This is a genomic window from Noviherbaspirillum malthae, from assembly GCF_015352985.1.
GTDB lineage: Bacteria > Pseudomonadota > Gammaproteobacteria > Burkholderiales > Burkholderiaceae_D > Noviherbaspirillum > Noviherbaspirillum malthae.
In genome coordinates this window covers 57,814-83,919 of record NZ_JACYXF010000025.1, presented here as the reverse complement: position 1 = coordinate 83,919, position 26,106 = coordinate 57,814, and the positions used below count along the sequence as shown (strand labels likewise).

Annotated in this window: 23 protein-coding genes, 1 tRNA gene and 3 pseudogenes; 15 read left to right on the top strand and 12 right to left on the bottom strand. The window is 55.1% G+C overall.

Annotated features, from left to right (window positions below; translation table 11 throughout):
- Positions 1-86: 86 nt before the first annotated feature.
- Both IGW03_RS22305 and IGW03_RS22300 read right to left on the bottom strand, forming a co-directional pair.
- Positions 87-413: a pyridoxamine 5'-phosphate oxidase family protein gene (locus IGW03_RS22305; RefSeq protein WP_194724736.1), complete on the bottom strand. Its 327-nt coding sequence runs from the start codon at positions 411-413 to the stop codon at positions 87-89.
- 67 nt (positions 414-480) lie between these two features.
- Complete coding sequence (locus IGW03_RS22300; RefSeq protein WP_194724735.1) at positions 481-618, bottom strand: hypothetical protein; 138 nt, start codon at positions 616-618, stop codon at positions 481-483.
- A 282-nt stretch (positions 619-900) separates the two neighbouring features.
- On the opposite strand from IGW03_RS22300, the gene IGW03_RS22295 reads away from it, so the two are divergent.
- The 7 genes from IGW03_RS22295 (at position 901) to IGW03_RS22265 (ending at position 8,166) form a co-directional block, all read left to right on the top strand.
- On the top strand, positions 901-1,560 hold the full coding sequence (locus IGW03_RS22295) for a universal stress protein (protein ID WP_228535932.1): 660 nt from the start codon (positions 901-903) through the stop codon (positions 1,558-1,560).
- 75 nt (positions 1,561-1,635) lie between these two features.
- Positions 1,636-4,317 carry a bifunctional acetate--CoA ligase family protein/GNAT family N-acetyltransferase gene (locus IGW03_RS22290; protein ID WP_194724733.1) on the top strand — a complete coding sequence of 894 codons (2,682 nt, stop codon included), beginning with the start codon at positions 1,636-1,638 and terminating at the stop codon, positions 4,315-4,317.
- Positions 4,318-4,474: 157 nt separating this feature from the next.
- The gene (locus IGW03_RS22285; protein ID WP_194724732.1) at positions 4,475-4,915 is read left to right on the top strand and encodes a universal stress protein; all 441 of its coding nucleotides are present in this window, start codon (positions 4,475-4,477) and stop codon (positions 4,913-4,915) included.
- Positions 4,916-5,476: 561 nt separating this feature from the next.
- Positions 5,477-5,902, top strand: a complete 426-nt coding sequence (locus tag IGW03_RS22280; RefSeq protein WP_228535930.1) for a bacteriohemerythrin — start codon at positions 5,477-5,479, stop codon at positions 5,900-5,902.
- 132 nt (positions 5,903-6,034) lie between these two features.
- Positions 6,035-6,676, top strand: a complete 642-nt coding sequence (locus tag IGW03_RS22275; RefSeq protein WP_194724730.1) for a YitT family protein — start codon at positions 6,035-6,037, stop codon at positions 6,674-6,676.
- Positions 6,677-7,149: 473 nt separating this feature from the next.
- Entirely contained in the window at positions 7,150-7,392 is a 243-nt protein-coding gene (locus tag IGW03_RS22270; protein ID WP_194724729.1) for a hypothetical protein, read from the top strand.
- 264 nt (positions 7,393-7,656) lie between these two features.
- Positions 7,657-8,166 carry a hypothetical protein gene (locus tag IGW03_RS22265; protein WP_194724728.1) on the top strand — a complete coding sequence of 170 codons (510 nt, stop codon included), beginning with the start codon at positions 7,657-7,659 and terminating at the stop codon, positions 8,164-8,166.
- A 155-nt stretch (positions 8,167-8,321) separates the two neighbouring features.
- Here IGW03_RS22265 and IGW03_RS22260 read toward each other — a convergent pair whose 3' ends face one another.
- A complete protein-coding gene (locus tag IGW03_RS22260) occupies positions 8,322-9,074 on the bottom strand; it encodes a transporter (protein ID WP_194724727.1) in 753 nt (250 codons plus the stop codon).
- 89 nt (positions 9,075-9,163) lie between these two features.
- Positions 9,164-9,745 (bottom strand): hypothetical protein, encoded by a 582-nt coding sequence (locus IGW03_RS22255; protein ID WP_194724726.1) that lies wholly within the window; start codon positions 9,743-9,745, stop codon positions 9,164-9,166.
- A 249-nt stretch (positions 9,746-9,994) separates the two neighbouring features.
- On the opposite strand from IGW03_RS22255, the gene IGW03_RS22250 reads away from it, so the two are divergent.
- Entirely contained in the window at positions 9,995-10,390 is a 396-nt protein-coding gene (locus tag IGW03_RS22250; RefSeq protein ID WP_194724725.1) for a hypothetical protein, read from the top strand.
- 576 nt (positions 10,391-10,966) lie between these two features.
- Here the strand turns inward: IGW03_RS22250 and IGW03_RS22245 are convergent.
- The 4 genes and pseudogenes from IGW03_RS22245 to IGW03_RS22230 all read right to left on the bottom strand — a co-directional run.
- Complete coding sequence (locus tag IGW03_RS22245; RefSeq protein WP_194724724.1) at positions 10,967-11,965, bottom strand: NAD(P)H-dependent flavin oxidoreductase; 999 nt, start codon at positions 11,963-11,965, stop codon at positions 10,967-10,969.
- A gap of 207 nt (positions 11,966-12,172) precedes the next feature.
- Positions 12,173-12,265, bottom strand: a tRNA-Tyr gene (locus tag IGW03_RS22240).
- 512 nt (positions 12,266-12,777) lie between these two features.
- Positions 12,778-13,155 (bottom strand): cupin domain-containing protein, encoded by a 378-nt coding sequence (locus IGW03_RS22235; protein ID WP_194724723.1) that lies wholly within the window; start codon positions 13,153-13,155, stop codon positions 12,778-12,780.
- 201 nt (positions 13,156-13,356) lie between these two features.
- Positions 13,357-13,542: pseudogene (locus tag IGW03_RS22230) on the bottom strand (MgtC/SapB family protein); the annotation flags it as partial.
- Positions 13,543-13,779: 237 nt separating this feature from the next.
- Here IGW03_RS22230 and istA point away from each other — a divergent pair.
- Together istA and istB are read left to right on the top strand one after the other, a co-directional pair.
- Positions 13,780-15,303, top strand: a complete 1,524-nt coding sequence (gene istA / locus IGW03_RS22225) for an IS21 family transposase (RefSeq protein ID WP_194724721.1) — start codon at positions 13,780-13,782, stop codon at positions 15,301-15,303.
- Positions 15,304-15,318: 15 nt separating this feature from the next.
- On the top strand, positions 15,319-16,071 hold the full coding sequence (gene istB, locus IGW03_RS22220; protein ID WP_194724720.1) for an IS21-like element helper ATPase IstB: 753 nt from the start codon (positions 15,319-15,321) through the stop codon (positions 16,069-16,071).
- Between the two features lie 243 nt (positions 16,072-16,314).
- Here the strand turns inward: istB and IGW03_RS22215 are convergent.
- The 3 genes and pseudogenes from IGW03_RS22215 to opgC form a co-directional block, all read right to left on the bottom strand.
- A pseudogene (locus tag IGW03_RS22215) lies at positions 16,315-16,602 on the bottom strand (MgtC/SapB family protein); the annotation flags it as partial.
- Positions 16,603-16,766: 164 nt separating this feature from the next.
- Positions 16,767-17,705, bottom strand: a complete 939-nt coding sequence (locus IGW03_RS22210) for a DUF808 domain-containing protein (RefSeq protein WP_194724718.1) — start codon at positions 17,703-17,705, stop codon at positions 16,767-16,769.
- A gap of 284 nt (positions 17,706-17,989) precedes the next feature.
- Complete coding sequence (gene opgC, locus IGW03_RS22205) at positions 17,990-19,234, bottom strand: OpgC domain-containing protein (RefSeq protein WP_194724717.1); 1,245 nt, start codon at positions 19,232-19,234, stop codon at positions 17,990-17,992.
- A gap of 157 nt (positions 19,235-19,391) precedes the next feature.
- Between opgC and IGW03_RS22200 the strand changes: the two genes are divergently transcribed.
- From IGW03_RS22200 to IGW03_RS22190, 3 genes are all read left to right on the top strand, one after another.
- Positions 19,392-20,069: an ion channel gene (locus IGW03_RS22200; RefSeq protein ID WP_194724716.1), complete on the top strand. Its 678-nt coding sequence runs from the start codon at positions 19,392-19,394 to the stop codon at positions 20,067-20,069.
- Positions 20,070-20,199: 130 nt separating this feature from the next.
- Positions 20,200-20,499 carry a hypothetical protein gene (locus tag IGW03_RS22195; protein WP_194724715.1) on the top strand — a complete coding sequence of 100 codons (300 nt, stop codon included), beginning with the start codon at positions 20,200-20,202 and terminating at the stop codon, positions 20,497-20,499.
- Between the two features lie 69 nt (positions 20,500-20,568).
- Positions 20,569-20,925 carry a hypothetical protein gene (locus IGW03_RS22190; RefSeq protein ID WP_194724714.1) on the top strand — a complete coding sequence of 119 codons (357 nt, stop codon included), beginning with the start codon at positions 20,569-20,571 and terminating at the stop codon, positions 20,923-20,925.
- Positions 20,926-21,390: 465 nt separating this feature from the next.
- Here the strand turns inward: IGW03_RS22190 and IGW03_RS22185 are convergent.
- Positions 21,391-21,618: pseudogene (locus IGW03_RS22185) on the bottom strand (DUF4158 domain-containing protein); the annotation flags it as partial.
- Positions 21,619-22,283: 665 nt separating this feature from the next.
- Between IGW03_RS22185 and IGW03_RS22180 the strand changes: the two are divergent.
- Both IGW03_RS22180 and IGW03_RS22175 read left to right on the top strand, forming a co-directional pair.
- Positions 22,284-23,042 (top strand): 3'(2'),5'-bisphosphate nucleotidase CysQ, encoded by a 759-nt coding sequence (locus IGW03_RS22180; RefSeq protein ID WP_194724712.1) that lies wholly within the window; start codon positions 22,284-22,286, stop codon positions 23,040-23,042.
- A 392-nt stretch (positions 23,043-23,434) separates the two neighbouring features.
- Positions 23,435-26,089, top strand: a complete 2,655-nt coding sequence (locus IGW03_RS22175) for a bifunctional diguanylate cyclase/phosphodiesterase (protein ID WP_194724711.1) — start codon at positions 23,435-23,437, stop codon at positions 26,087-26,089.
- Positions 26,090-26,106: the final 17 nt, after the last annotated feature.

Here is a 26,106-nt window from a genome sequence, read left to right as displayed (position 1 = left end):
AAAAGACTGGAAGATGCCGCAGCGGACGTGGAAGCAGGCGGCCAATCAGTTCGCCATCATGTTTGGCGAGCGCTTCACCAACGCCATCAACTAACCCGGCCCCGCACACAGAAATTCGGACAGGCCCGTTCCTTTGCGTCGTTGAGGAACTCCACGGTGCCGCTGATAGACAATCCCTTGATCTCGTTCCAATCCTTGTACGGTGCGTTGATCGTCAGCGAAACCTTGTTATTGCGGCGCAGGTTATCTGCCTTTTGGCTGTTCTTGCCGATACCAACGTAGATGTCCATGCCATCGTTTGCATAGCTGACCGTAGTCGCTTGTGGATAACCGTCAGACCTGACAGTAGCGAGTGTCAGGTCCTTGCCGTGATCAATGATGTCGAGTATGAATTTCTCAGTTGATTTGTCCATGTCAGCATCCTCCAGCGCACGAATCGCCGCTGATGTCATCGCATCCCGCAGCGGCGGATGAATGTCACTATGCGGCCCAAGCCCTGCTTGTTACCTTGACCTGAATCAAAAAATCCCGGCCGGGAAAAAACCTGGCAACCGCCTCTTCGGCGTTCAGTGCACTTTGATCTGCATCAATCAAATTTTCAACCCGCACTTCTACCATGGGCTCGCCTGTTCATTACGCCGGCTTTCAGGCCGCCAACCGTACCGGACCCTTGTCTGATTCCGGTTTTACTTGCCACATCATGGGAGTAACGATATGCCGTACCGTACGATAGCCGTTCACGTCAACGGGTCCCGACATACTACGCAACGGGTTGTACTGGCTGCTCGGATAGCCTCGGAAAATGATGCGCATTTGATTGGTGCGGCGCCAACCGGCTTGCTGCCGGTGCTGTATTCAGGAGGCATGGTTCCCGGCGCAGCACCGGTGCTGGAGGCCTGCATGACATACATGCAGGAGCATGCCGAGAAAGCATTGGCTGAATTCGAACAGATTGCCGAACGCAATCATGTCCGATCTTTCGAGAAACGGCTTATCGAGGATGAAGCAGGCGAAGCATTATCCCTGCAGGCACGCTATTGCGACCTCGTCATTGTCGGCCAATCCGACCCTGCGGAAAACGTGGCCGGTGAACGCAATGACGTTGCCGAGTACACCCTGCTCAACAGCGGGCGCCCGATACTTTTGGCACCGTATGTCGATGACACTTCCCATTTCGGGGAGCGAGCGGTTATTGCATGGGACGGCAGTCTGGCCGCCGCACGGGCGGTCAATGGCGCGCTGCCACTGCTGCGGGCGACGCGTCAGGTACAAGTTGTGATCTTCAATCCGGAGGTATCTTTGCGAGCCCATGGAGAGGAACCCGGAGCCGATATCGCCGCTTACCTCGTACGCCATGGCATCAACGTCGATGTTTCCAGGCAGAAGACCACGCAGGACATCGATGTTGCCAATGCACTGCTGTCCCATGTGGCTGACGTTGGCGCCGGCTTGCTCGTCATGGGCGGCTATGGCCGCTCTCGCCTGAGTGAAATCCTGCTTGGCGGGACCACGCGCACGGTCCTGCAATCGATGACGGTACCCGTACTCATTTCGCATTGAGTTTTATACCGATTGCACCCCATCGAGGTTTCAATACGGATAGCTTGGCAACGTTTCTACCAATCCGAGGCGCACATGACGGTTCGCAATCTGAATTACCTGTTTCACCCCAAGTCAGTCGCCATCATCGGTGCGTCCAACAGGCCTCGCAGCGTCGGCACTACCGTGCTGGAAAATGTCGTCTGCGGGGGATTTCAAGGGGACATCTATCCTGTCAATCCGAAGTATGAAACGCTATGCGGCCTCAAGGCCTACCCCGACATTGCTTCCCTGCCCGGTACCCCCGACTTGGCGGTTATCTGTACACCTCCTGCTAGTGTTCCAGAGTTGATTGGCCAGCTCGGCGAACGCGGAACTCGCGCTGCCATTGTGCTTACCGCAGGATTGTCGGTGCACAAGGACTGGCGCGGCAAGACGATGAAAGAGCTGATGCTGGCCGCCGCCAAACCCTACCTGTTGCGCATCCTGGGGCCGAACTGTGTCGGCATGCTAGTGCCTGGCATTCGCCTCAATGCCAGCTTCGCTCATGTCGATGCCTTGCCCGGCAAGATCGCATTCGTTTCTCAATCCGGAGCCATGGTCACCGGCGTACTCGACTGGGCCAAGTCACGCAACATCGGATTTTCGAAGTTTGTCTCCCTTGGCGACAGCGCGGATGTGGATTTCGGCGACGTCATCGACTGTCTCGCCAGTGACCCCGATACGCAAGCCATCCTGCTGTACATCGAAGCGGTCAGCTCGGCACGCAAGTTCATGTCGGCCGCGCGTGCGGCTGCACGCAGCAAGCCGACACTGGTCATCAAGGCCGGCCGGGTCGCAGAAGGCGCGAAGGCGGCCACATCCCATACCGGTGCGTTGGCCGGCGCCGACGACGTGTACGACGCGGCAATCCGGCGTGCGGGCATGCTGCGAGTGTACTCGACTGAAGAACTGTTCGATGCGGTCGAGACCCTGGCCCGCCTGCGTCCGCTATGCGGAGAGCGCCTAGCGATTCTTACCAATGGCGGCGGTCCGGGTGTGATGGCGACCGATACCCTTATCTCGTCCGGTGGCAAGCTCGCTCGCCTTTCCCCTGCGACGTTGGAACGTCTTGACGCGGTATTGCCAGACAATTGGTCCAAGGCAAATCCGATCGATATCGTGGGTGACGCGCCCCCCAAACGTTACGCGCAAGCCCTGAAAATCCTGTTGGACGACATGGATGTCGATGCCATACTTTTTATCCATGCTCCTACCGCAATCGTACCAAGCGTCGAGATAGCAACGACGCTGTCCCCGATTCTCAGGCAATCGCAACGTAATGTATTGGCTTGCTGGCTGGGCGGCGAATCTGTAGCAGCCGCAAGAAGGACTTTCGCAGACATCGGTGTGCCGACCTACGATACGCCGGAAAAGGCAATCGGTGGCTTCATGCAGATGGTTCGTTACCAGAGAAACCAGCAGCTATTGATGGAAGTACCGTCCGCCATATCGGACATGCACCTTGAAGACAAGAAAAGTGCACGTGCAATTGTGGAGCAGGTCATTGCCGAGAAGCGGGAGCTGCTTTCGGAATGGGAAGCCAAGCAGGTATTGGCAGCTTACGGTATCCCGATTGTGGAAACCCGCACCGTCAATGATCCCGTCGCTGCCGGTCAAGTGGCACAAGACATCGGTTTTCCGGTCGCGTTGAAAATCCTCTCTCCCGATATCACCCACAAGTCCGATGTAGGCGGTGTCGTGCTGGACCTGGAAAGCGCTGAGGCGGTGACAGCGGCTGCCGAAAAGATGCATGCGCGGCTCCGTGAGGTATATCCGCATGCGCGATTGGCAGGCTTCACGGTGCAGGCGATGGCGCGACGGCCGGAGGGCCGCGAAGTCATTGTAGGTGTTGCAACGGACCTGGTGTTTGGACCTGTTATTCTGTTCGGGCAAGGCGGCATTGCGGTTGAGGTAACGGCCGATCGTGCTATTGCACTGCCGCCGCTTAACGGCGTGTTGGCCCGCGAGCTGATCTCACGTACGCGCATTGCACGGCTGCTTGGCGGCTACCGCAACCGTCGTCCGGCCGATATCGAAGCAGTCAGCCGCACGCTCGTACAGGTATCCGACATGGTGATCGACCTGCCCGAACTGCAGGAACTCGACATCAATCCGCTATTTGCGGACGCCGATGGCGTGATTGCGCTGGATGCGCGTATCTGCGTGAAACCGGTAAAAGGCAATGGATTGGAACGACTGGCCATCCGCCCATATCCGGCCGAGCTGGAAGAACGGGTTCAGTGGCAAGGTGCCGAGCTGTTGTTGCGTCCGATCCGACCCGAGGATGGCGCTGCGCATGTGGCGTTCTTCAACGCGCTAGACCCGGAAGACGTCCGCTACCGGATGTTCATTCGAATACGTGAGTTATCGCCTTCGCAGCTCGCGCGGCTGACACAGATCGACTACGACCGCGAAATGGCGTTCATTGCCACGCGCAAGCTTGATACTGGAGCATGGGAAACCCTCGGTGTTGCACGCGTTGTTGCGGATCCTGACAACGTTGAGGCGGAGTTTGCGGTAATTGTTCGCTCCGATCATAAGGGTCAAGGATTGGGTTACGCACTGATGAAGAAACTGATTGTATATTGCACTCAGCGGGGTACGCAGCGTATCGTCGGCGAGGCACTAAGCTACAACCATGGAATTCTCAACCTAGCGAGCACCCTTGGATTTGAAATTTCCCCCTCGACCGAAGGTGGGACAATGTTGATGAAGCTTGAATTGCAGCCACAATAAACCGAGCCCCCTTGGCCACAACGACGCCGCAAATAATGGCGCTTGCATTGCAGACTATACCTTGGCACATCAGACGGATTTGACCGAGAGCATGGGTGTGTCCTGATGGTAGGGGATGCTGAATTTCTTTATTTCATTAGCTTAGGAGAGAATCGTTATGTTCAAATCCATACTTGTTCCAACTGATGGATCGCCGTTGGCAGAAAAAACCTTTGGCCCTGCGATTGAAGCGGCCAAGACGAATAATGGGAAAATCGTGGCGATTTCAGTGGCTCATCCCTACGTGTATCCGCATCCAATTGAAGGAGCTGCGATTTCAGGCTATAAGAAGGAAATTGAGAACGATGCGCTGCGCCTTTCAAAACAATATGTCCAGCGTCTTGCCGACGAGGCGCGGAAACAAGGGGTGCCATGTGAAACGACGACGCCGTGCTCAGTTGATCCCAGCGGAGAGATGATTGCAGCCGTCGAACGCTTCGGCTGTGATGTCATCTTCATTGCTTCTCACGGACGCAGAGGCATAAGCAAGCTCCTGCTAGGCAGCGAGACGCAGCGAGTACTGGCAGACTCACCGGTTCCAGTCATGGTCTTCCGTTAAGCGGTGTCCATGATCGGCTCGCTTCCTGGCTTTAGTCACCCTTACTGGCGAAGAGGTTGCTGGTAACTTCAATCCCATAAGAGAGGAACATTTCGCCAATAAGTAGTAAGGCGAAATAACGCGTGAATTTCCCATGCACGTCCGTTGCGAAGCGATACACCGCTCCGCCTCTCCTCTCCTCTCATGAGTTTGATGTCTCTGGGATGCCTTCTGATCGAACGCGGATGCGATCTTGTCTGTTGCGGTCCTACCCGGCGTTTGCAACTGTCAGCTGCCATTTGAAGTAATGAGCGCGGATGTCAATCGACCGTCATTAGCTGTGGCAGGACGGTTCGGAATAAATTGACTTGGATCAATCAAATCTCGGGGTGCTACTTCTAACATCGCTTCCTGACGACTGAGAGCTACTGGGGGATGCCGCGGCTTTATGCTTGGCCAAGGCACTGCTCCGCTAAGCCGGGCGTCGCCAGATGACATCATCATTCCTGCGTGGGGCCGGGCGGTATTCCGTCATAGGCAATGCAGGCCTCCACTGCCATTTGACTCTGTAAGAAAGCATGTATGTGCCTCATTCCTTCTCGCGACTCAACTTCGGAATCGCTCACGCTAGGTATCGACTTCATGGATGAATCCCACCATGCACTGCACGATAGGCTTGACCAGCTGTCATCAGTTTCCGATGCTGAATTCGTCGCGGCGTTTGAGACATTGCTGAAGGAAGTCCGTAATCATTTCAAGGACGAGGAGCAGGCAATGGCAGACATTGGCTTTCCAGGAGTTTTATGCCACCGCGGGCAGCACGCCCAGGCGCTTAATGCGCTTCAGCAGGCCTGCCTGCGTGTCAGGGAGGGCGCCATAGCAGAGGGACAGGAAATTGCTGGCCTGTTTTCCCAGTGGCTCCATTTCCATATTACGACCATGGACAGGATGCTTGCATCTTTTCTGCAGCATGCTGAAGCGTTGAAGGCGGATTGCGCCGCCACTTGAAACCGGGCCAGAGAGCCAGAGAACTTTGCTGACCGATCACAGCAGCACCCATGATGGAAGGCAGATGTCGTAGTCTGCGCTTCCCAAGGAATCACACGCACAGGACCCGCCGACTCTTTGCGGTACACAGCAATGCCACTTCTTCCGACACGCCAGATTAGCCTAGCCAGTACACATACGACAATCGAAGACCTGCAGGCAATCTTTACCGGCACCTTCTTGGCAGCCATCGGCGTCACGGTGCTGAGCAAGGCTGGTCTGGTGACGGGAGGCGTTGTCGGCGTTGCACTTTTAGTGCACCAGCTGACCGGATTCAGCTTCGGCTTGTTTTTTGCCGCAGTCAACCTTCCCTTCTACATTCTAGCGGTAAGAAAGAAGGGATGGGGCTTCACCATCAAGACGCTCGGCTCCGTGCTTCTACTGTCGGCCTTCTGCGAGGCCATCCCAAGTTTAGTACGCTTCGACAGCATTGATTTGATTTTCGCCTCGATATCCGGCGGCCTGCTCGCCGGTGTTGGCCTACTGATCCTGTTTCGGCACAATGCAAGTCTCGGCGGCTTCAACATTCTGTGCCTGTATTTGCAAGAGGCATTCGGCTTGCGTGCAGGCATTACGCAGCTGACGCTGGACTGTCTGGTATTGCTGCTTTTCGCGATGACGGACAGCATTCACACGGCCCTTATTTCGCTGATCGCAACAGTGATTCTAAATCTGACGCTCGCCAACAACCATCGCGCCGACCGCTACACTGGCAAGAGTGCGGAACAGTGCTGACAAGACGTGGCAAGTCCTTGTAGCCGGTTGCGCCAGATAGTCTTTGATACAAACAACAAAATGGAACAGCACGAGTGCCGCCGATGGCTTGCAACGAGTAACGCGTGCTCACCTATTACACAAAATGTCGAAAGAATGCCCTTTTGCCAACAAGGTTCCAAGGCAGCCGCCCTTGCACAGAAATCTCAAATACGGCTGCTACCTGTTCAACTCCAGCCATTGGCGCTTAGCCACATTAATGTCAAAGAATTTCTTCAGGGGAATATACTTCGCTGGAACATACCGAATCACGGGGAAGAGACAACCCGTTACCAATTAATGCCGACGGTCCGGCAATGTTGATACAAGACCCATTGTCAAACTTCTGGTGGCTCGCGCAGGCAAATGAGGCTAGGCCCCCAAAGAAAATGCCTTCTTCAACTCGAACTTCTCGAAGTGGTCTATTTCATAAGTAATAGCGAAACTATACAACGATGTGGTTTCTCGATGGTTTGCCGATTTGTGAAACAGAGTGGGTAAGAGAGATGAAAAATGAAGACTTCGTACATCGTACAGCTTTGGACGATTTGCTAGACCAGTGGAAGGCTTCCATTGACGTTGATGATATCGGGGGAGAAGACCAGAGAGAATCAGTGCGGGCGTTTGTAACCCAAAAATGCATAGAGGAACTTGAAGATGCGATGCGTAAAAAATACGGACTGCGTCTAGTCCGCTAGTTGCCTGAATTTCGGTGGCTAGTCCATGTTCCGCCAAGGCTGCCTTCGCTATCTCCTATGCGCTTAAACATCATTACCTCCTAAAGGTTAAAGGATCATATCTACAGACGCCAAATCAATAATGGGCAGATCCGAGTTACCATCCCGAGAAGTAGAGAGGACCGCTTCATCAAGGTATTGCTATTTGTAAATAATTGCACTATTGGGAACTTGCTTGCGCTCAATCTTTCTAACCTCCATACATGAAAACAAGTCGGGAGGCGTATGCAGCGGATTCTGCTCGCAGGACGTGAAGAAGAAATCGCTTTTCCCCTCAACGCATTACGAAACGACTTCGAGCTGGTAACGTGCACTGACTGGCACAGCGCCCAGGCTGAACTGGATGGGAGTATCTCGCTGGTTCTCTGTGGGGCGCATTTCGATGAGGGTCACCTCTATGATTTTGCTAGGCAGGTTAAGATCGGCTATCACACAACGCACATTCCCTTTTACGGCATCGTAGTCAACGGTGCGGACTTCTCCCACCGTTTCATGCCGGTCATCCGAGCCGCGCTCAAAGTTATGGGCGCTCAGGGCGCACTCAATCTGGCAGGGTTGCGGGAAGAATGCGGCGACAGGCAAGCGAGCGCGATGTTGCTTACAGCTGTCGAAGGCATCCTGATGGAAGCGGCCAGCGAGCGTTATGTACACCTGCCATTACGCCGACTGTCCGTCCGCACTGCTTCACCACATCGCCACGCGGACGTCCGGCCGCCTGGTCGCAAGCGGGCTTGATCCCACAGCACACAGCTACGCCTGAAAGGTATATCGCTCCATTGCACCGGCTATGGGAAACAGCCCCATAGCCGTGACTTGGGTCGTATGACCGTTAAAGGCAGCTGTTTCCATTGTGCGCTCATAAGAATGAGTGCCTAGCTAAACGCACGGGCCTAGAAATTGTAGCCAACGTTGGCCCCGGCACCCCAGTCAGGACTGCCGTCAGAAAAGCCTTTGGTGGCATATGCCTGCAGTTTGTACCCGCCGCCGAGCTTGTGTGAGTAGAACGCGGTCAGCTCACGCTGGACGTACCCCGTGTCCGTGGACTTACTCCGATAATCCAGCATCGCTCCAACGCTTGCTTGTTGGTTCAACTTGTAGGACAGCCCCGCATTCGCACTTACGACGTCCTTGAGCTGCAGCGTGTCGGACGATCCCAGCATGCCATAACCGATGCCGCCGAACCAGGTGATGTTACCCATCTTGGCATAAGGGTCGATCATCACCCAGTAATCGTTCTCCCCGGTGCCTAGCCCCTTGTCGGCATCTGCCGTGCCGAACTTAATCTTGGCTGTCACATCAATACCGAACTGCGACTTCGGGTCGATCAGGAACGAATAGGTCGCGCTGGTGGTAAGGTCACCAAGGCCGGTATCCGTGCGCACCGCAGTGGAGGCTGGCCGTACCACACCTACGCCTGCTACAACATTGTCTGATCCGGTAATCCGCAGATAAGGGATCGACGCCTTGAACGTCCAGTCGCCCGTCTCGTAAGTGCCGATGAATGGGATGGCGGTAATTTCAGTGCGGGTGCTCGTGCCGTAGTTGCCTGTGGTGTAGTCGAAGCCCGTCTTCAAGGTGACATTACCTTCGGCCAGCGCAGTCTGAGACAAGAAGGCTGCGGCAAGGAGAGTCAGTTTTTTCATTCTAATAACAATTGTAGTACCAATGAAAAACCGGGCAACAGCAGTCGCCCGGCGATATGGAGATGGCTTGGTTGTGACTTGCTTATGGCTTAGTTGCGGCGCGCCTTCTCGATTTTTTCCGGCCGTTCGATCTTCTCAATCTTCGCCACCTTTTCGACCTTCTCTACCTTTTCCACTTTTTCAACTTTGTCGATCTTCGCGACCTTCTCTACTTTCTCGACCTTATCAACTTTCGCCGGCTTTTCCGCATTGAAGGCAGCAACCGCTTCGCGCCTTTCCGCCGCGGCTGTCTTGTTCTCTGCAGCGCGTGCCTGGCCAGCCTGAGCCGTCTCAGGCAGCACTACTGTTGCTCCACCATTAGCCTTTGCGGTAACGCCAGCGGGCAAAGTCGCGCCGGGTTTATAGACCGTGGCACCTTTTTTAGTTGTTGTTGCATCTGTCGTGGACGTTGTCGGTGCCGTAGTCGCGGTCACTGTGGTGGTCGCTGTTCCTGTCCCTGCAGTAGCGCTCACTTGCGTCGTCGTTGTTGTCGTCGGCGTAGAAGTTGCCGTAGCCGTTACGGTCGTATCCGTGGTGGCTACGGTTTGTGCGAATGTGACGCTGCTAACCACCAGCGCGGCGGCGAGTGTGGACAACTTTACAGCGGGACTAGCGATCTTCGTGTTTTTCATGATGTTCTCCCAAAAATTGGTATCAAATCGTCATTGCACGAAACATCATAGGGAGGAACTGCTGGAATGTGACCTCCTGAACCTGTATCACCTGTAAGTGAATGTTATCGAAAAGCAATATGGCGACCTGAATTTATACAATGTCTGTATTGCAACGTGAGAAGCGCGATGGTTGGTGCAAACGTAACCAACTGGTAGAAGAGATGAATATGGCATATGCTGAAAACAGGCAGCTAACAGGGCTCGCTCATGAATTCGACAGATGAACGTGAAGGCTTCCGAGATCGTCTGCAGCAAGCCTTGCGCGATGCTCAATATGCAGATGTCGGGCCGACGCAACTGGCGCGGGAATTCAATATTCGATTTGACGGTCGTGCCATCACCGTTCATGCGGCTCGCAAATGGCTGGTAGGCGAATCCATTCCGACTCAGGAAAAACTGCGTGCCCTTGCCCAGTGGTTAGGTGTCACCACGGAATGGTTACGCTTTGGGGCCGCGCAGCACACGCCACATTCGTCTAACAGCACGACGGACGGATACGACCCGCAACATGCAAGAGTCATCGATGACTTGCGCCGCCTGAACGAGCATGATCAAGCGATAGCACGTGACTTCATCCGTATGCTGGTAAGGATGCGGCAATAAGGTTCACCTACCTTCCTCCCTTTTCACACTTGTCCGTAGAATTTGACGTTGCGTGGTTTCAGACCATCTCGATGCGAGTCGCATGAAAAAGGTTCGCAGGAGAAGGCATGCAAAGATGATGGATTCCTTATGTTTGACCGATTTCAAGATGCCCATCTTCGTAGGAGGGATAATCTGACCTGGCTAGTCAATACATCGCAAGGTGATTAGCCAGAGACTTCAGTGTTCCATGTCGAATGGGGACCTCATTCACTGAAGTCTCTCCTTCCCCCCGTTATTGCCCCCTCAGCTTGCACATGTAACGGCCATGCCATCGAATGGTGGACTGTTAGGTCGCCTATCTGGAACAGAAATTTCACATTAGGCTGCTTCCTTGCCACTTTCAGCTATGAGCGTATCGCCGGTAAACTTCAGAACGTGGCGCTATGCTGATGTTACCCTGTCCAGAAAGCTGCCCTTCGTAAGATTTTTGTAGTATTCAAAGACGAAATGTGAATCCGAGTGTTGTTATCAAACGGCCTAGGCCCAGTGGACTCATACAGTATGCTCAGTTCGGCCATCGAGAACTACGCGCTTTTAACTAATTTGGTTGGACGTGGCGTGCGGCGCAACATGCCGAGCGCTATTTGACAACAGTGCCGACGCGTCGCGCACCACGTTCTCAACGATATCCTTCGCAGACGGAATGTCTGGGATTAGCCCGGTGGCTTCCCCCGCTATGACTGCCGCAATGTCAAAATCACCGGCGCTGCGTGCCTGCGCGTATCTTGCGGCCTCGGTCTCCTGATGCCGGAGCAGCTCAATCTCACGCCCGAACCAGCGGTCCGCATGGCTATTACGCAAGCACCGGCCAGTAAATGGCGCTGGCCATACATTGCGTCGGGAAATGTCGAAGACAATGCTGCGCAACGTATCATCGCCCGTCGCCGAACGTACCCGTTCCTTGGCCGCTTGCAGCGCAGCGGACTCCTGTGTGGCATAGAATCGCGTACCCATCAGGACGCCTGATGCGCCAAGCATGAGTGCAGCAGCCAGCCCACGGCCGTCGGCGATTCCGCCGGCAGCAACCACAGGGATTTTGCCTCCAACAGCATCAATGACTTCCGGCAGGAGCGTCATTAGCCCTCGAGATACTCCATGGCCTCCTGCTTCCGTCCCTTGCGCAACCAGGATATCTGCACCGCAATCAGCCGCTTCTTTTGCCATGGCGAGCGTTTGAATCTGGCAAATCAGTACTGCGCCCGCGCGCTTGATTGGACTGACAAAAGGTCGCACGTCGCCGAAGGAAAGCATGATCGCTACCGGTTTGCGCTCCAGCGCGTGATCCAGGAGCCTTGGATTCTTTGCCATACTCCAGGTGATGAAGCCGACTCCATACTGTATTCCAGAGTGAGCAAGCAGATCGAGTTCTCTGGCAAGCCACTGCTCTTCACCATATCCGCCTCCGAGAATTCCCAGACCTCCGGCAGCAGAGACCGCAGCGGTCAAGCGAGCGTCGGAAACCAGATCCATTGGCGCGAGAAGAACAGGATGAGAAATCCGCAGTGATTGTGTTATTGCGGTAGTGATCGACATAAGCACTCCATCTTGTTGTCCCTGCCAAGTACAAGGCCAAGATGTCGGCAATCGCACGGATCAGCGATGTCGGCGTTATTTTGCTAAGGCCCACCCAACCGGCGAGCAGGCACACATGCAAAGGCTAATCAAACTCAAGATCGTGATGCCTCAACAACGTCATGTTGCGGACCATCATCCGCGAGGGAAGCAGAGCGCCAGTAGCTTTGGTGGGGGGAGAAGGAGTTGAACCTTCACCCTGTCCATGCAGACTCCGGAATTACAATCCGGGGCGACTTAACCGATATTCGCCTCCCCCCCATCTAGATTCAAGATAGGTTTGGCAAGCTTGGGCATCTTTGAGCTTTCGCAAATAGGATTAATGGCCGGTTTATATATTTTCGATGGATTCGCAGCTGATGCACTGAAGATTGCGATACCCGGCATATGCTATTGAAAGAGAGCTTTTCCACCTCGAGTATTTTGCACTGAGCGCCAGACATAGGCTCCGCTGTGCGCTGATAGAAGATTACTTTGCTGCTGCCGATGTCAAGAGCGGACGCCGTTTAGTCGGAATGCGGAAGCGGCAGTCCCGTGCCATATGGATATAAGCTGCTGGGAGGAAGATGTCTTCCCGAGCGGCAGATGCCGCCCGACGTAGCTCCATAGGGAAATGGCATCCGTGTTCGAGACCTAACTGTCAGTTGTTCCAGTTCGGTTATGGACACGTCTCAGGCAGTACAACGCATGCCAAACCCGCCAAATGTGAATCCAGACTGGGGAACCCACCGACATCACCGTTGATCCAGAAGCTCATCAGGTCGCATAGTCACTTATTCCGGCAGCCTCACGATGGCCAAGGTAACTGGCTGATCACCTACGACGCGACTGCTGTGTCCTTCACCCGTCGTGTCTTCCAAAAGAAGAGCGCTACCCGGAAGGATATGCCGGACATCCGCGTTGCTTGCCTCGAAATCCATCTGACCTGTGAGTACATAAATCCACATGCGACTGGGTGACGGATGCTGCTCACCAACCCACCCCACGGGCAGGTGCAGAAAACCGCATTGCGCTGCAGTTTCAAAAGAGGAAACGCTGAACGATGGCGCAGGAGGGGCAAACTGCTTCGGAATGACAGGGATCATTACCGTTTCGAAGCGGGTGCCTTGCGCAACGTCAGCGATCAATCTCGGGAAGCATAGTTCAGTCATGGGGTTCTCCTGCAGCATAATGCGTTATAGACCCCAAACTGCCAATTTAACAGAGCACTCAGTCGTAAAATGAGCTCGTCCGAAGGGCGCCACATGCTTTGCTGAGGCATATCGAACGGGATTGGCATAAACTCAAGAATTCTGTCGGACATCGATTCTGTACCAAGTCCACCTGGGCGCCTTGATCATCACGCTTAGGCGTCATTTTTTTGTAATACGAAGCATAGAAAAGATGATCAGCGCCAGTACTGTACTTAAAACTGCAGTTGCTTCATGGCCCATCCCGGCAGCACAGCCAACCGCTGCGGTCAGCCATATGCCGGCCGCAGTCGTAAGCCCATGGATTTCACTGGCTTCCCAGCGCTTCATGATGGCGCCAGCCCCAAGTGCGTATTTCGGACCAACGTGACCGCCCGTTTCGGAGGATCGTGACCGACGATTCCGGGCGAACGTGACCGCTCATTCCGGCGCATCGTGACCGATTTCGGCGCTTTTCCGAAATCGCCGGTCACGATGCCGAAATGGCCGGTCACGATCCCGTGACGGCATCGTATGCCAGCGTGACGGTGTTGCGCATAGACCTAACCCAAGCGGGTACGCTTGCGGCTTTTTGCCGGAGAAGCGATGCCCGCACTCAGGATTTCTATGCGAATCATCAAAGATGTACTGCGTCTGAAGTTCGACGCCAAGCTCTCCCATGAGCAAATCGCAGCGGCCTTACGCATCTCCAAGGGTGTGGTGGCCAAATACGTGAGCCTGGCCACCGCGGCCGGGCTCGACTGGACCACGGTCCGTAGCCTGGACGAGGCGGCACTTGAACAGCGCTTGCTATCCAAGCCGGCCAAGCGCTCGGCCTACGCCATGCCCGACTATGGCCGCATTCATCACGAACTGCGCCGCAAGGGCATGACGTTGATGCTGCTGTGGGAGGAGTATCAGGCCGAATACGCCGACCGCCAAACTTATCGTTACACCCAGTTCTGCGAGCACTATCACGCCTTTGCCAAGCGCCTCAAGCGTTCCATGCGCCAGATACACCCCGCCGGCGAGAAGCTGTTCATCGACTTCGCTGGCCAGACTGTTCCGTTGACTGACGGCGGCCGTGCGCACATCTTCGTGGCGGCCATGGGCGCATCCGGCTACAGCTTTGCCTGTGCTACCGCACGCGAGACTATGCGTGACTGGATCGCCTCGACCGTGCGTGCTCTGCACTTCTTCCAAGGCGCGCCAGCCCTGATCGTGCCGGATAACCCCAAGGCGATGATCAATGACGCCGACCGCTACGAACCGCGCGCCAACGACACCGTGTTCGACTTCGCCCGCCACTACAGCACCTCAGTGCTGCCGGCACGTGCCCGACGCCCGCAGGATAAGGCCAAAGTGGAGTTTGCAGTGCAACTCGTGGAGCGCTGGGTGCTGGCGCGGTTGCGCCACCAGCGCTTTGCCAGCGTCGAGGAAGTCGACCGCGCCATTACACCACTCATGCAGCGCCTGAACCAGAAGCCGTTCCAGAAGATGCCAGGCAATCGCGCCACCGCGTTTGCCACACTGGACGCTCCGGCGCTGCTGCCGCTGCCGATGCAGCGCTACGAGATGGCGCGCTTCAAGACCGTGAAGGTCAACATCGACTACCACGTCGAGATCGAGGCTCATCGCTACAGCGTGCCGCATGCACTGGTCGGGCAGGAACTTGATGCGCGCATCACCGGCCATGCAGTGGAACTGCTGCATCGCGGCCAGCGTGTCGCCTGCCATGCCCGTAGCGAACGGCGCGGCGCGTTCACCACCGTGCCCGAGCACATGCCTGCAGCGCACCGCGCTCATCTGGAATGGACCCCGCAGCGCCTGATCGACTGGGGAGAGAGTATCGGCATGGCCACCGGCGCCATCGTCACGCGGCTGCTGTCGGCCAACAAGCACCCGGAACACGGCTACCGTGCCTGTCTGGGTCTGCTGTCGCTGGCCAAGCGCTATGGCAAGCCACGGCTGGAAGCAGCGTGCACGGTCGCACTGTCCATTGGTGCATGCCGCTATCGCAATGTACGCGACATCCTGGCCAACAAGCGTGACCAGGTCGCTCCTGGCGCGACGGGCGACTGGGTCAGTCCGGACCATGCGCATGTGCGCGGCGCCGGTTATTACCAATAACGTGAAGGACATTCCATGATGATGCATACGACCGTGGCGCAATTGCGCACCCTGAAATTGGATGGCCTAGCCAGTGCGCTGGAGGAGCAGCTACGCCAGCCGGAGGCCGCCGCCATGAGCTTCGAGGAACGTCTGACCTTGCTGGTGGACCGGGAAGTCCATTACCGAAACGACCGCAGACAGGAACGCCTGCTCAAGCAAGCAAAACTGAAGTATCCCCAGGCGGCCATCGAAGACTTGGACGCACGTGCAGCGCGGGGTATAGATCGCCGCACGGTCATGAGCGTAGCGTTGGGCGACTGGGTAACGGCGGGCCACAGCATTCTGATCAGCGGCCCGACCGGCGCCGGGAAATCGTGGCTGGCTTGCGCGCTGACCCAGTACGCGTGTCGGCGCGGGCACACGGCGCTGTACCAGCGGGTGCCGCGTCTGCCGGAAGAATTGCGGGTGCGGCACGGCAGCGGTGCCTTCGGCAGATGGTTGATCCAGCTCGCCAAAACCGACGTCCTTGTATTGGACGATTGGGGTATGGGCGCACTCGACAGTAGCGTGCGCTCGGACCTGCTGGAGATCATTGATGACCGGGCCGCAAACAAGGCCACGATCATTACCAGCCAGCTTCCGATCGAGCACTGGCACGCCTGGATTGGGGACGCCACCATCGCCGATGCGATATTGGACCGCATCATGCAACGCCATCAGCGATTTACACTGACCGGTGACTCGCTACGGCAATCGAAGCCAATGGCTGTGAAGGACGCCGCATAGCCAGCATGGTGGCGCTGGACCGACTTACCCACCGCGGCGGTCGTTCATGGTCTGGACACTGACCACGCCCGCCGCCGTGGATAAGTCTGCGTCGTCAGACCAGCAAAAGCCGCCCGTAGCCCATAAAAAAGGAGGAAAAATGGACGCATCGTGACCGCACCCCTTACAATTTGAGCGCGCAACACCGCACTACTGCGCAGCGGTCACGTTCAGCCGAAATGGCCGGTCATCTTCGCCGAAATACGCACCAAGGAACCCTATACCTGCCGCTAGCCCCTGGATCACGCGTGATATGTCTTCCACCGCCATCCCGGTCTGCAGCGGAACCAGGACGAAAAGGGCCGCGCCCAAAGACACCATCATGTGCGTGCGTAGCCCCGCGGAGGCGCCTACCGCCTCACGTTCATAACCAAGTATTCCGCCCAAAATTGTAGCGACGAGCAGCCTGACGCAGACTCGCGTGATGTCGTTGATATTGGAAAGATCGGAAAACTCATGTTGCAGAACTGCCAAAACCTCTTGCCACAGCATCCTGTCCCTTTCCCACTAGAGCTGGTTGCGGTCGAGCCCGTTCTTGTAGACGGGAATATTGAGAAAAATATGTTCTGTAACGCCCGTGCGCACTGGCAAGGGCACGGGTGGTCACGCCTGCTGAACTAGAAAGCGTGTCGTCGGAACAGCGGTCCTTGGGTTGATTAATGCGCGACCATACCTTTTCGGAACGACTTACGGTACAGATGAACTAAGCCAACAATAACCGCGCCCACAGCAAAGCCGATCAGTATGTTGAACAGGACAGGTGCTCCTGCTGCGAGAATGTTGCCGACGGTGGGAAGCTCATGTGCTTTGTGTTCTGCATTCTCCACAAAATGATGCAGTACAGGAAAGCCGTGAACGATGATGCCGCCGCCAACAAGAAACATCGCTGCAGTTCCTAAGATCGATAGCCCTTTCATCAGGTAAGGCGTCATCCACAGAAGGAAGCGCCCTATCGCCTGCCTTGCGCTGGTTGCGCCAGAAGACAGGTAAAGGCCCAGGTCGTCCAGCTTGACTACGCCCGCGACCACGAGGTAGACACCAATTGTGAATAGAATCGAGATAGCCACGAGTACCGCGGCTTGAGTCATCAACGGTGCGCCCTGCATAGTACCTAGGGAAATGGCAACAATTTCAGCACTCAGGATGAAGTCGGTACGTATCGCTCCCTTGACCTTGTCCTTTTCTGCAGCGAGCAATTGTTCAGGACTCATTTGTAGGTGACTCACCAGTTCGGTATGGTGTTGCCGATCCTCCTCTTTGGAATGTAGCAGCTTGTGTAACACCTTTTCCGCACCCTCAAAACAAAGAAAGGCGCCTCCCACCATTAGCAAGGGAGTCAATGACCATGGCGCAAATGCGACGAGCATCAGCGCAATAGGAACAAGGATCACTTTGTTCAATGCTGAGCCCTTTGCAACCGACCATACAACGGGGAGTTCCCTGCTAGGCGAAAAGCCGGTGACTTGGTTCGCATTCAGCGCGATGTCGTCGCCAAGCACGCCTGCAGTTTTCTTTGCCGCGACTTTCGACATCACCGCGATGTCGTCAGCCAATAGCGTGATGTCGTCTAGCAAGGTTAGCAGGCTTGCTGCCATAACCAACTCCTTTCCGATAGCGTTACAGTTCCACGCTATGTTGACGCCTGTAAGGCAGTGAAGGTTGCGCTTGAGTGGTATTGGCTATGTTTTCATCAATAACCGTGGTCTTCATTCCATTCGAATTGGGTACATCCCTGTTGGCGCCCACAACATAGGGTAGTTCGACGCCATAATCCAGGAGGCGAGATTGCCGAAGGGGAGCGCGGTAGCAACGCAATAGGTCCCACTGCATACCGAGATGCAGTCCTTAGATTTGTATAGAACTGACTGCCATGACGTATTTAGTGAGGCAACCAACGGAATAGAAAGCGAACTTTGACCAGGCACCATGACAGCAGTAGCGCCGTCGCCAACACAGCGGTATGAAGCCATGGACCGCCTGAAGTCGCGAGTCCTGTATTCGTCACGAGCAGGATCATGTAGACATGCACGAAGAACACGTACATCGACTCCTGTCCGAGCGGAATGAACAGCCAGCCCATTGAGCGGTATAACGGACGCCAGAATACCGTCAGAAGCACGAAGGCGGTTACAAACAATACCGCGATATTGAGAAGCCGGCCCGGACCAAGCTTGTACTTCAGAAAATAGCTCTGATACACGTTATGGAACTGCTCCGGCGGAATCACGGTAAGCCTCGCCCAGTCGGGCAGCTGATCCAGCGGGTGATTAAGCGAGAACCACAGCAGCATTGTTGTCGCAGCAATGCTGCAGATGATCAGCGCGCGCCCGACCGCAGTGCCAAAGAACTCGAGGACGGAGTGTCGGTGATAGCCCAGCGCCACACCATGCACGAACAGGACCTGCCAGGCCAGGACGGGGAAAGCCTGTTCGAACTGGGCAACGGTGAGCCGCAGCGTCGCTGTACCAGGTATGCGTTCAAGGGCGAAGTAATTCACAAGGTACAGCGCCCAGCTCAGCGTCAACAAAGCGCCGGTCTTGCCCCGTGAAATGGCCCAGAAGAGCAGCGGAGTGAACAGGAACAGCACCACGTAAAGCCCAACGACTTGGAACTGGTGCGGCGCCGATGCAAGCACCAATGCGTGCAACACCGCCGATAGCAGCCCGGCCTCCTTCGGCGGATACAGCGGATAGGCAGTCCCGGTCACCGGGTCGGTGAAGCTTGTCAGCACCGAGGTATCGAGCCCCGGCACCAGCCGCAGCAAGGCTACCGAGACCGCGACAAGCGCCGCCACCTTGTACAGTGTCCATGCGCGCGCCAGCAGCTTAATGGTGCACGGGCCCAATCCCTCGGAGGCGAGTTTCTTGCCATAAACTGCCCCGGTGACGACGCCCGCAAGCAGAATGAAGACCTCCGCCGACGACACCACGCCAAGGCGCTCCCAGCCGACTAGGGCGAACCATGAAAAGAAGGGGAAATGCGCGGTGAACAGCATCAGGAACACGAAGCCGCGCATGAAGTCGATGCGCAGGTCGCGCGTCCACCCCTTGTCGATATAACGCCAGTGCGGTTTGAAGCCCAGCGGCCGTTGGCCATCAAAGAATGGTGCCGTATAAGCCGTCATCCATGTCTCCCGTTCCGGTTTTTGCTATACAGTAGGTCCGTTATGCCGATAACAAATAGAGCATTAACGTGTTGTTTTGTTCAGGGAAGAAGGATCTGAGGACCCAATCAACATACGACATAACTCAAGGTAAAAATTTCTTCAGAAAGTTCACGTAATGAGATTTCGCCTGCCGAAAAGACATCCTTCCGCTATTCTGCTTTGCGTTCAGTTGCTTGGCGTCCTGCTTTACCCGTTCATTGAAGATACAAAGATCGGCCCCGCCGGTTTGAATGCCTTGGGCATCATCGTGCTCGGCATGGCGATTCGTACGGTTCACAGAACGCCGGGCCCGACCTGGATAAGTGTCGTTCTCGCGGTGCCCGTCATCTTTCTTGTTGCGCTGCAAACGGTTTTTGCGATGCCCGGTCTGCTTCCTTGGTCTTCCGCGCTCGAAGCTCTCTTTTATTTCTATGCAGCGGGGAGCTTGATTGCCTACATGATGGAAGATCATCAGACAACAGTGGATGAACTGTACGCTGCAGCGGCCACGTTTACCCTTCTTGTCTGGGCATTCACTCATCTTTTCGTGATGACGCAGGCCTTGCAGCCCGGCGCGTTCTCGGACAACGGCGCGGCTCGGAGCTGGTCAGACCTGAACCACCTGAGCTTCGCACTTCTGACGAGCACTGGAATGGGCAATATCGTGGCGGTTTCATCTCACGCGCGGTCGCTGGCGAGTATCGAGATGCTGGCAGGATTGATGTATCTGGCAGCCGTGGTCACACGCCTCATCGGTTTTACCATGCCGTCGGCGAATGCTTTGCCGGGGAAGAGAGATAGAGAAAACCGATAAAGGAAGCGCCAAAATCCCTCAATATGAGCAATGTGCCGCTGGGCGGTACACTCGACGCCCCAGACTGGCTTGAGAAAGCCCCACGAGATGAGCGACTGCCGGCAAAAGTTGTGGGCAGTCGCGCACTGTCATGAATAAAGCCAAGTACCGTCACTTCATCCCGCATCACTTGCTTGTGGAGCTGGAAGAGCTTGATGTGCTGGACGGGCTGGACGACGTCCCGCTGTCGGAGGACCCGGAGGTCGATGGCGTCGTGGCGGTTGAGCTTGGGCTGGTGCTGCTGGTTGTGCCGCCCGAAGTACCGGCTGATGAGGTATCTGGTGTAGTACTGCTACCCGAAGTTCCGCTGGACGGAGTCGAAGAACTCGAGGTGCTGGTTCCCGATGTATCCGACCCGGAGGTGCTGGTGCCGGAAGTCGATGAACCGTAGTTCGGGGCGGGCGGAACGCTTAAACCGGAGCTACCGCTGCCCGAGCTTCCGCTAGTAGAACTGGTATCTTTGGATGAACCGGATGTGCTGGCGGTGCCCGAACTACCCGAGGCGCCACTGCTGCTGCCCGCAGTGCCTGACGAACCAGGTGAAGAGGCCGCGCCGGATGGGCTTTGTACTGTTGTTGTGCTTGTTGGGGTCTGCACGGTTGTTGTGTTTACCGGGCCGGATGCACCCGCCGCAGCCGCTCCGCCTTGCGCCGGATCGGTCGTAGTGGTGATGGTCGTTGTGCTTTGCGCGAAAGCTGTTGTTGCAGCGCCCATCAGTGACAGGAAAATAGCGATAGGTAACTTATTCATGTTCACTCCTTCATTCCGTACACTCGAGATTGCAGGTCTACAAGAAACCGTTGGAAGTAAGTTTTAGATAATAATCCAGTAGCTGGTTCTCAGTTTTTCTCCTACGAAATTTTGCCTGCAGTAGTCGCATCGGCTACCAAACAGAGCTGCATTGAATCGTGCCGAATGACCAAATAAAGGGAGACGAATTTTTTCGTCTAGCGAGGCGTGGGAGGAAACCATACAGAACACGTGAAAGGAAGCGCGGCCAATCGCCTCAATTTTCAGCATAGGAAATCGTCGCTCTGCTCCAATGAACCACTAACGCTGGCGCGACGCTCCCCTACCGCATGAGCGGCATAGTCTGATGGCGGCCTTTGCCGTTGGTGAAGTTTCGACGACAGCCTGCCTCTACACGCTCCTCCTGCGTGCGTCTTGAATCAGAATATACGCATAATGTCAAATTTTTCTTATTTGCAACATTATCCCGATGGCTGGACTTTAACCCGCTAAGTAGCCAAGAGCATGCCTAACCTTAGGATTGGCATAGGTGGTGTTTCCAGAGTACCTTCGGAATTTGCTTGTACGCGTCCAGCGTACGTCCGGACATGCGGACGAATCCGATATGAAGGGCCAGCGCCAGACGGTATAGGTCCGATCGCCGCGAATCAATCAGTTCGATCTCCTTGGGTGAAAAGGTAAAGAAGATGTCCAGTTCGAAGGCAGTGAGATCGGAGGGGATCTGCCGCAAGCCAAGATAAGGTACGCGCCACTGGTCCATTGTTCCGTTATGAAAAAGGAAAGGACCGGAATCTTATCGCTTAGGGGGTAGACAGCAAATTATTGATTTAATGAGGTTATTTGAATGGCGCTCGCCGCAAACCCGCATGGATGCTTGCTCGCGCTACCGTCGTAAAATGCAGCAAAAACGAAAGCACCCCATGTAGTGTAGCCTCTTCTCTTGGCGACGCCTGTCGCCCGTGGGTTTTCGCCCGGGGGCGAGTGACCAACGATGCTTGGCCTATAGCCGCGATCCTCCCTCAGGTCCGCCGTAGGTAATCGCTGAAGTAGTTGAGGACAATCATCGTTCCACAGGTTACCGATATTGACGTTGCCTTATGGTGTTGCCAAAGGCACGGCCGCTCTCTGGCTCCATCGGAAATGTTGCGGCAGCCCGCGCAAAATCAACGGATCTTCCTTTGCCTGGAACCTTTGTCAATGCATGTATCATAGCTGATACGCGGCCCTGCTCCAACCTCTTTACTCTCAAGAGCAGCCAAGAGTCCTGCAGCTCTATACTTGATATGGGGAGTCATGGGTCGCCCACTCCTCAATCACCATTTTCGATTCTGCGGCGGCACCATAGGATTTAAGCGTAACCAAGTTACCGTTACATCGGAATTGTGCAATGATTTCAAGTTACCGAGCTGATCATCTGTGCACACCATGACTTTCGATGACGACCACCAACTTGCGATGCACATCGCCAATGACGCTGGTCGACTCCTGATGGCGCTTAAAGCTAGTGCTGTGCTCAGTAATGGCGCACTCGGCGATGCCGCAGACGCCGTTGCGCAGCAGTTCATCGATCGGGCAATACGCCTCCACCGGCCGAGTGACGCGATCCTGTCTGAAGAAGCACCGCCCGACGAGAGGCGGTTACAACAGCGGCGAGTATGGATTGTCGATCCGCTGGATGGCACACGCGAGTATTCCGAATCGGGAAATCGAAATGACTGGGCAGTACATGTCGCCTTATGCGTAGACGGTATCCCAACCGCTGCTGCAGTGTCGCTACCTGCTCAAGGGGTCACCTATAACACTGGGAGCGCAACGCGATATTCTGTGAACGAAAAGCAAGCATTACGCATTGTGGTAAGCAGGACACGCCCGACTGCATTCGCAGCCAGTGTAGCCATGACGCTCGGTGCCGACCTGATCAGAATGGGTTCGGCTGGAGCCAAGGGCATGGCGGTGCTGCGTGGTGATGCAGATGCGTACTTGGCCATCGGCGAGATGGCGGAATGGGACAGTTGCGCACCGGCAGCGGTATGCACTGCGGCAGGTCTGCATGTATCGCGCATTGACGGCACGCCGCTGGCGTTCAATCAGGCACTTCCGCGTACACCTGACCTGGTGATCTGCCGGCCCGCTATCGCAGAAGCGCTACTGGCGGCAATTGCAATTGAACGAAGCCGAATATAGGATTCGCTTACTCTATCGCTGACAATGGATGCCACAAGCATGGTATGTTGTCAAACGTATCTCTTTTAGGATCGACAAGCGCTTTTCGCCTGAATGGGAGACTAGAAACGTCAATGTCGTCATTGTTGTATTGGTTGCAGCATGTATAGTGGGTCGTCCAATGTTATTCGCATCCGCGTGTGGATATACGTCAGAAGTTATTAGACGGGATGGCTCTAAACTCTAGGTCTTATTTATTATCGGACATAGAAGCCATCATGGAAAGTGCAGCCAGAGGTCTGGGTGCTATATCCTATCCAAGGTGAACCTGCATATAGACGCCGTTCCCACAAAGATTTATTTGAGAGGCGTATGTGGCCCACTCTGCCCGAATAACACGAAGCCTTCAAAGATTGCGATTTCTACGCGGCAATACAAAGCTTTTACTCGTCTGGCCGATCGTGGCGTTGCTGATTTCTCTGGTCGGCTGGGGCAGTCTTCTCCAGCGACTGGACCATGAACGTAAGACCGTTGAGACCGATATCGAGAAAGAGGCACTCATACTCGCCCGAAGTCATGCCGAACGGATGGCTCAAACCATTGAGGTAATTGACCAACTGTTGCTACACGTGCGCTACGAATGGGAGCTGACCAATGGGCAGCTTCGCCTTGACACGGTAAAGGAAAAACACGGATTGTTTCCATCCAATAGTTTTTTCAACGTAGCCATCACTGACCGTGACGGTGTGCATGTCACCAGCACTTACAATGAAGTGGAAGGTCTCGTCGTTTTAGATCGAGCGTATTTTCAAGTACAACGCGATTCCGATATCGACTCGTTATACATTGACCGGCTTACCCTTGGACGTTCTTCCAAGAAAAGTGTGATTCACTTTTCGCGGAGAATAGTGACCAAGGAAGGAAACTTCGATGGGGTTGTCAGGGCTTCTGTGTCGCCTGAATACCTGTCCGGTACCTACGACGCCATGCTCATGGGAGCGAACGACATCGTCGGAATCCTCGGTACAGACAAAAACCTTCGAGCGATGCGTATTGGCGGGAAAGTCTATCGCTGGAACGAGGCACCCATGCGCCAGCTCCCGGTCCTCCAAGGCGGGAATGGCAGCACCTTCCTCAGAGATAAGGACTACTTTGAGGATGAGAGAAATCGGTATCTTGGGTGGTACAAAGTCGCACAATATCCCCTCTTCGCTTTAAGCGGACTCGATGAGAAGGATGCGCTAGCCGGCTACCGGACTCACCAGACTGCCGCAGTTTCACAGGCGATTCAAAATACCATTGCACTGGCGCTATTCACGCTTATCGCAATGGCGATGAGTGTGCGCCTGGCTTGGCGAAAATTCCAAGTTAGCTTGAGCAAGGCTGCATATCGAATAGCGACGGAGGAAGGTCAGGAAGGTTTTTACATCCTCAAACCGATACCCAGAAAGGATGACATCATCACAGACTACGAGGTCATGGACTGTAATTCGAACGGTGCTCGCTTTTTCCAGAAACAACCTTTGGATATCGCGGGCAAACGTATATCGCGTCTATTCCGCGACGCGGAGCGCCGGGAACGGGCGAAGCAAATATTCTCCCAGGCTATGGAGGTTGGCGCCTACGAGAGCGACATAGAGATCCCCCGAACGGACCCTGAGGCGCCCAGCTGGTTCCACATACGAATCGTACGTTCGGAGGACGTTTTGGCCATTACGATGCGCGACATCAGTGAGTCAAAAGCGCATGTCGCGGAGTTGGAGCGTCGCGGAAACCATGATGCCCTGACCGGGCTGCCTAACCGTCACTGGGTGAACAGCTATCTTCCAAGTGCAATCGATAATGCACGCGGGATGGGCTGTGCATTGGCCATCCTGTTTCTAGACCTCGATGGTTTCAAGAAGGTCAACGATACCCTAGGCCACGAGGCTGGCGACGACTTGCTACGCCATGTCGGGAAACGCTTGAAGCTTGCGGTACGCCCACGCGACCATGTCATCCGCATCGGAGGAGACGAATTCGTGGTCATCACCGAAAAGATTTACCACAGCGGCGATGCATCCCATGTCGCTTCACGCGTCTTACATGCGTTTGAAGAGCCGTTTCACCTCAGGCAAGGCATGGCCTGTGTTGGCGCCTCTATCGGGATCAGCATGTTTCCTTCCGACGGCAGTGACGCCAATTCATTGTTGAACAACGCTGACATTGCAATGTATTCCGTGAAGACGAGCGGGAAACGCAATTTCCGGTTCTTTGACCAACGATTCTATGATGCCATCCGCGCCAAACACGAGAAGGAAGCAGAGATACGCCATGCAGTGGACCATGACCAATTCGTCATTTATTATCAGCCCCGCGTTGATATTGCCACCGGCATTACGTCCAGCATGGAAGCTCTGGTGAGATGGGCTCATCCAACCCACGGCATCGTCGTGCCGAACGAATTCATCCCGATGGCAGAGGAGACCGGAATCATCATTTCTTTGGGGAAGATAGTGATTGAAAAGGTCTGTGCGCAAATGGCTGACTGGTCCAAACGCGGCCAAGAACTCGTTCCCGTATCCATCAACGTGTCCCCTCGTCAGTTCAACGAAGGTAATATCGCAACCATTCTCCAGGAAGCCATCGAGCGCCATCATGTCGACCCAAGGCTTATTGAGATTGAAGTCACTGAGTCATCCATGATGAGCGAGAATGACGAGGTAACGACCAAGCTGCACGCAATTCGGCAAATGGGAATCAAGATCCTTGTTGACGATTTCGGGACCGGGTACTCATCGCTTTCGCAATTGCAGCGGCTTGACTTTGACGTCCTGAAGGTGGATCGTACCTTTACGAACGAATTAGTCACTGCCAACGAAGGCAGGGTGCTCTTCCAGGCTATCATTACGATGGCGCATGGCCTCGGGATGCGCGTTGTAGCAGAGGGAGTCGAAACGCTTGAGCAAATCAAATTACTCAAGGCGCTTCGTTGTGATGAGATACAAGGTTTCTACGTTTCACAGCCCCTTCCCGCCAGCGACACCCAGCCGATACTTCCGAAGTGGTTTTTTCCATCGACGGCGTAAGTGCGCTACGAGCCAAC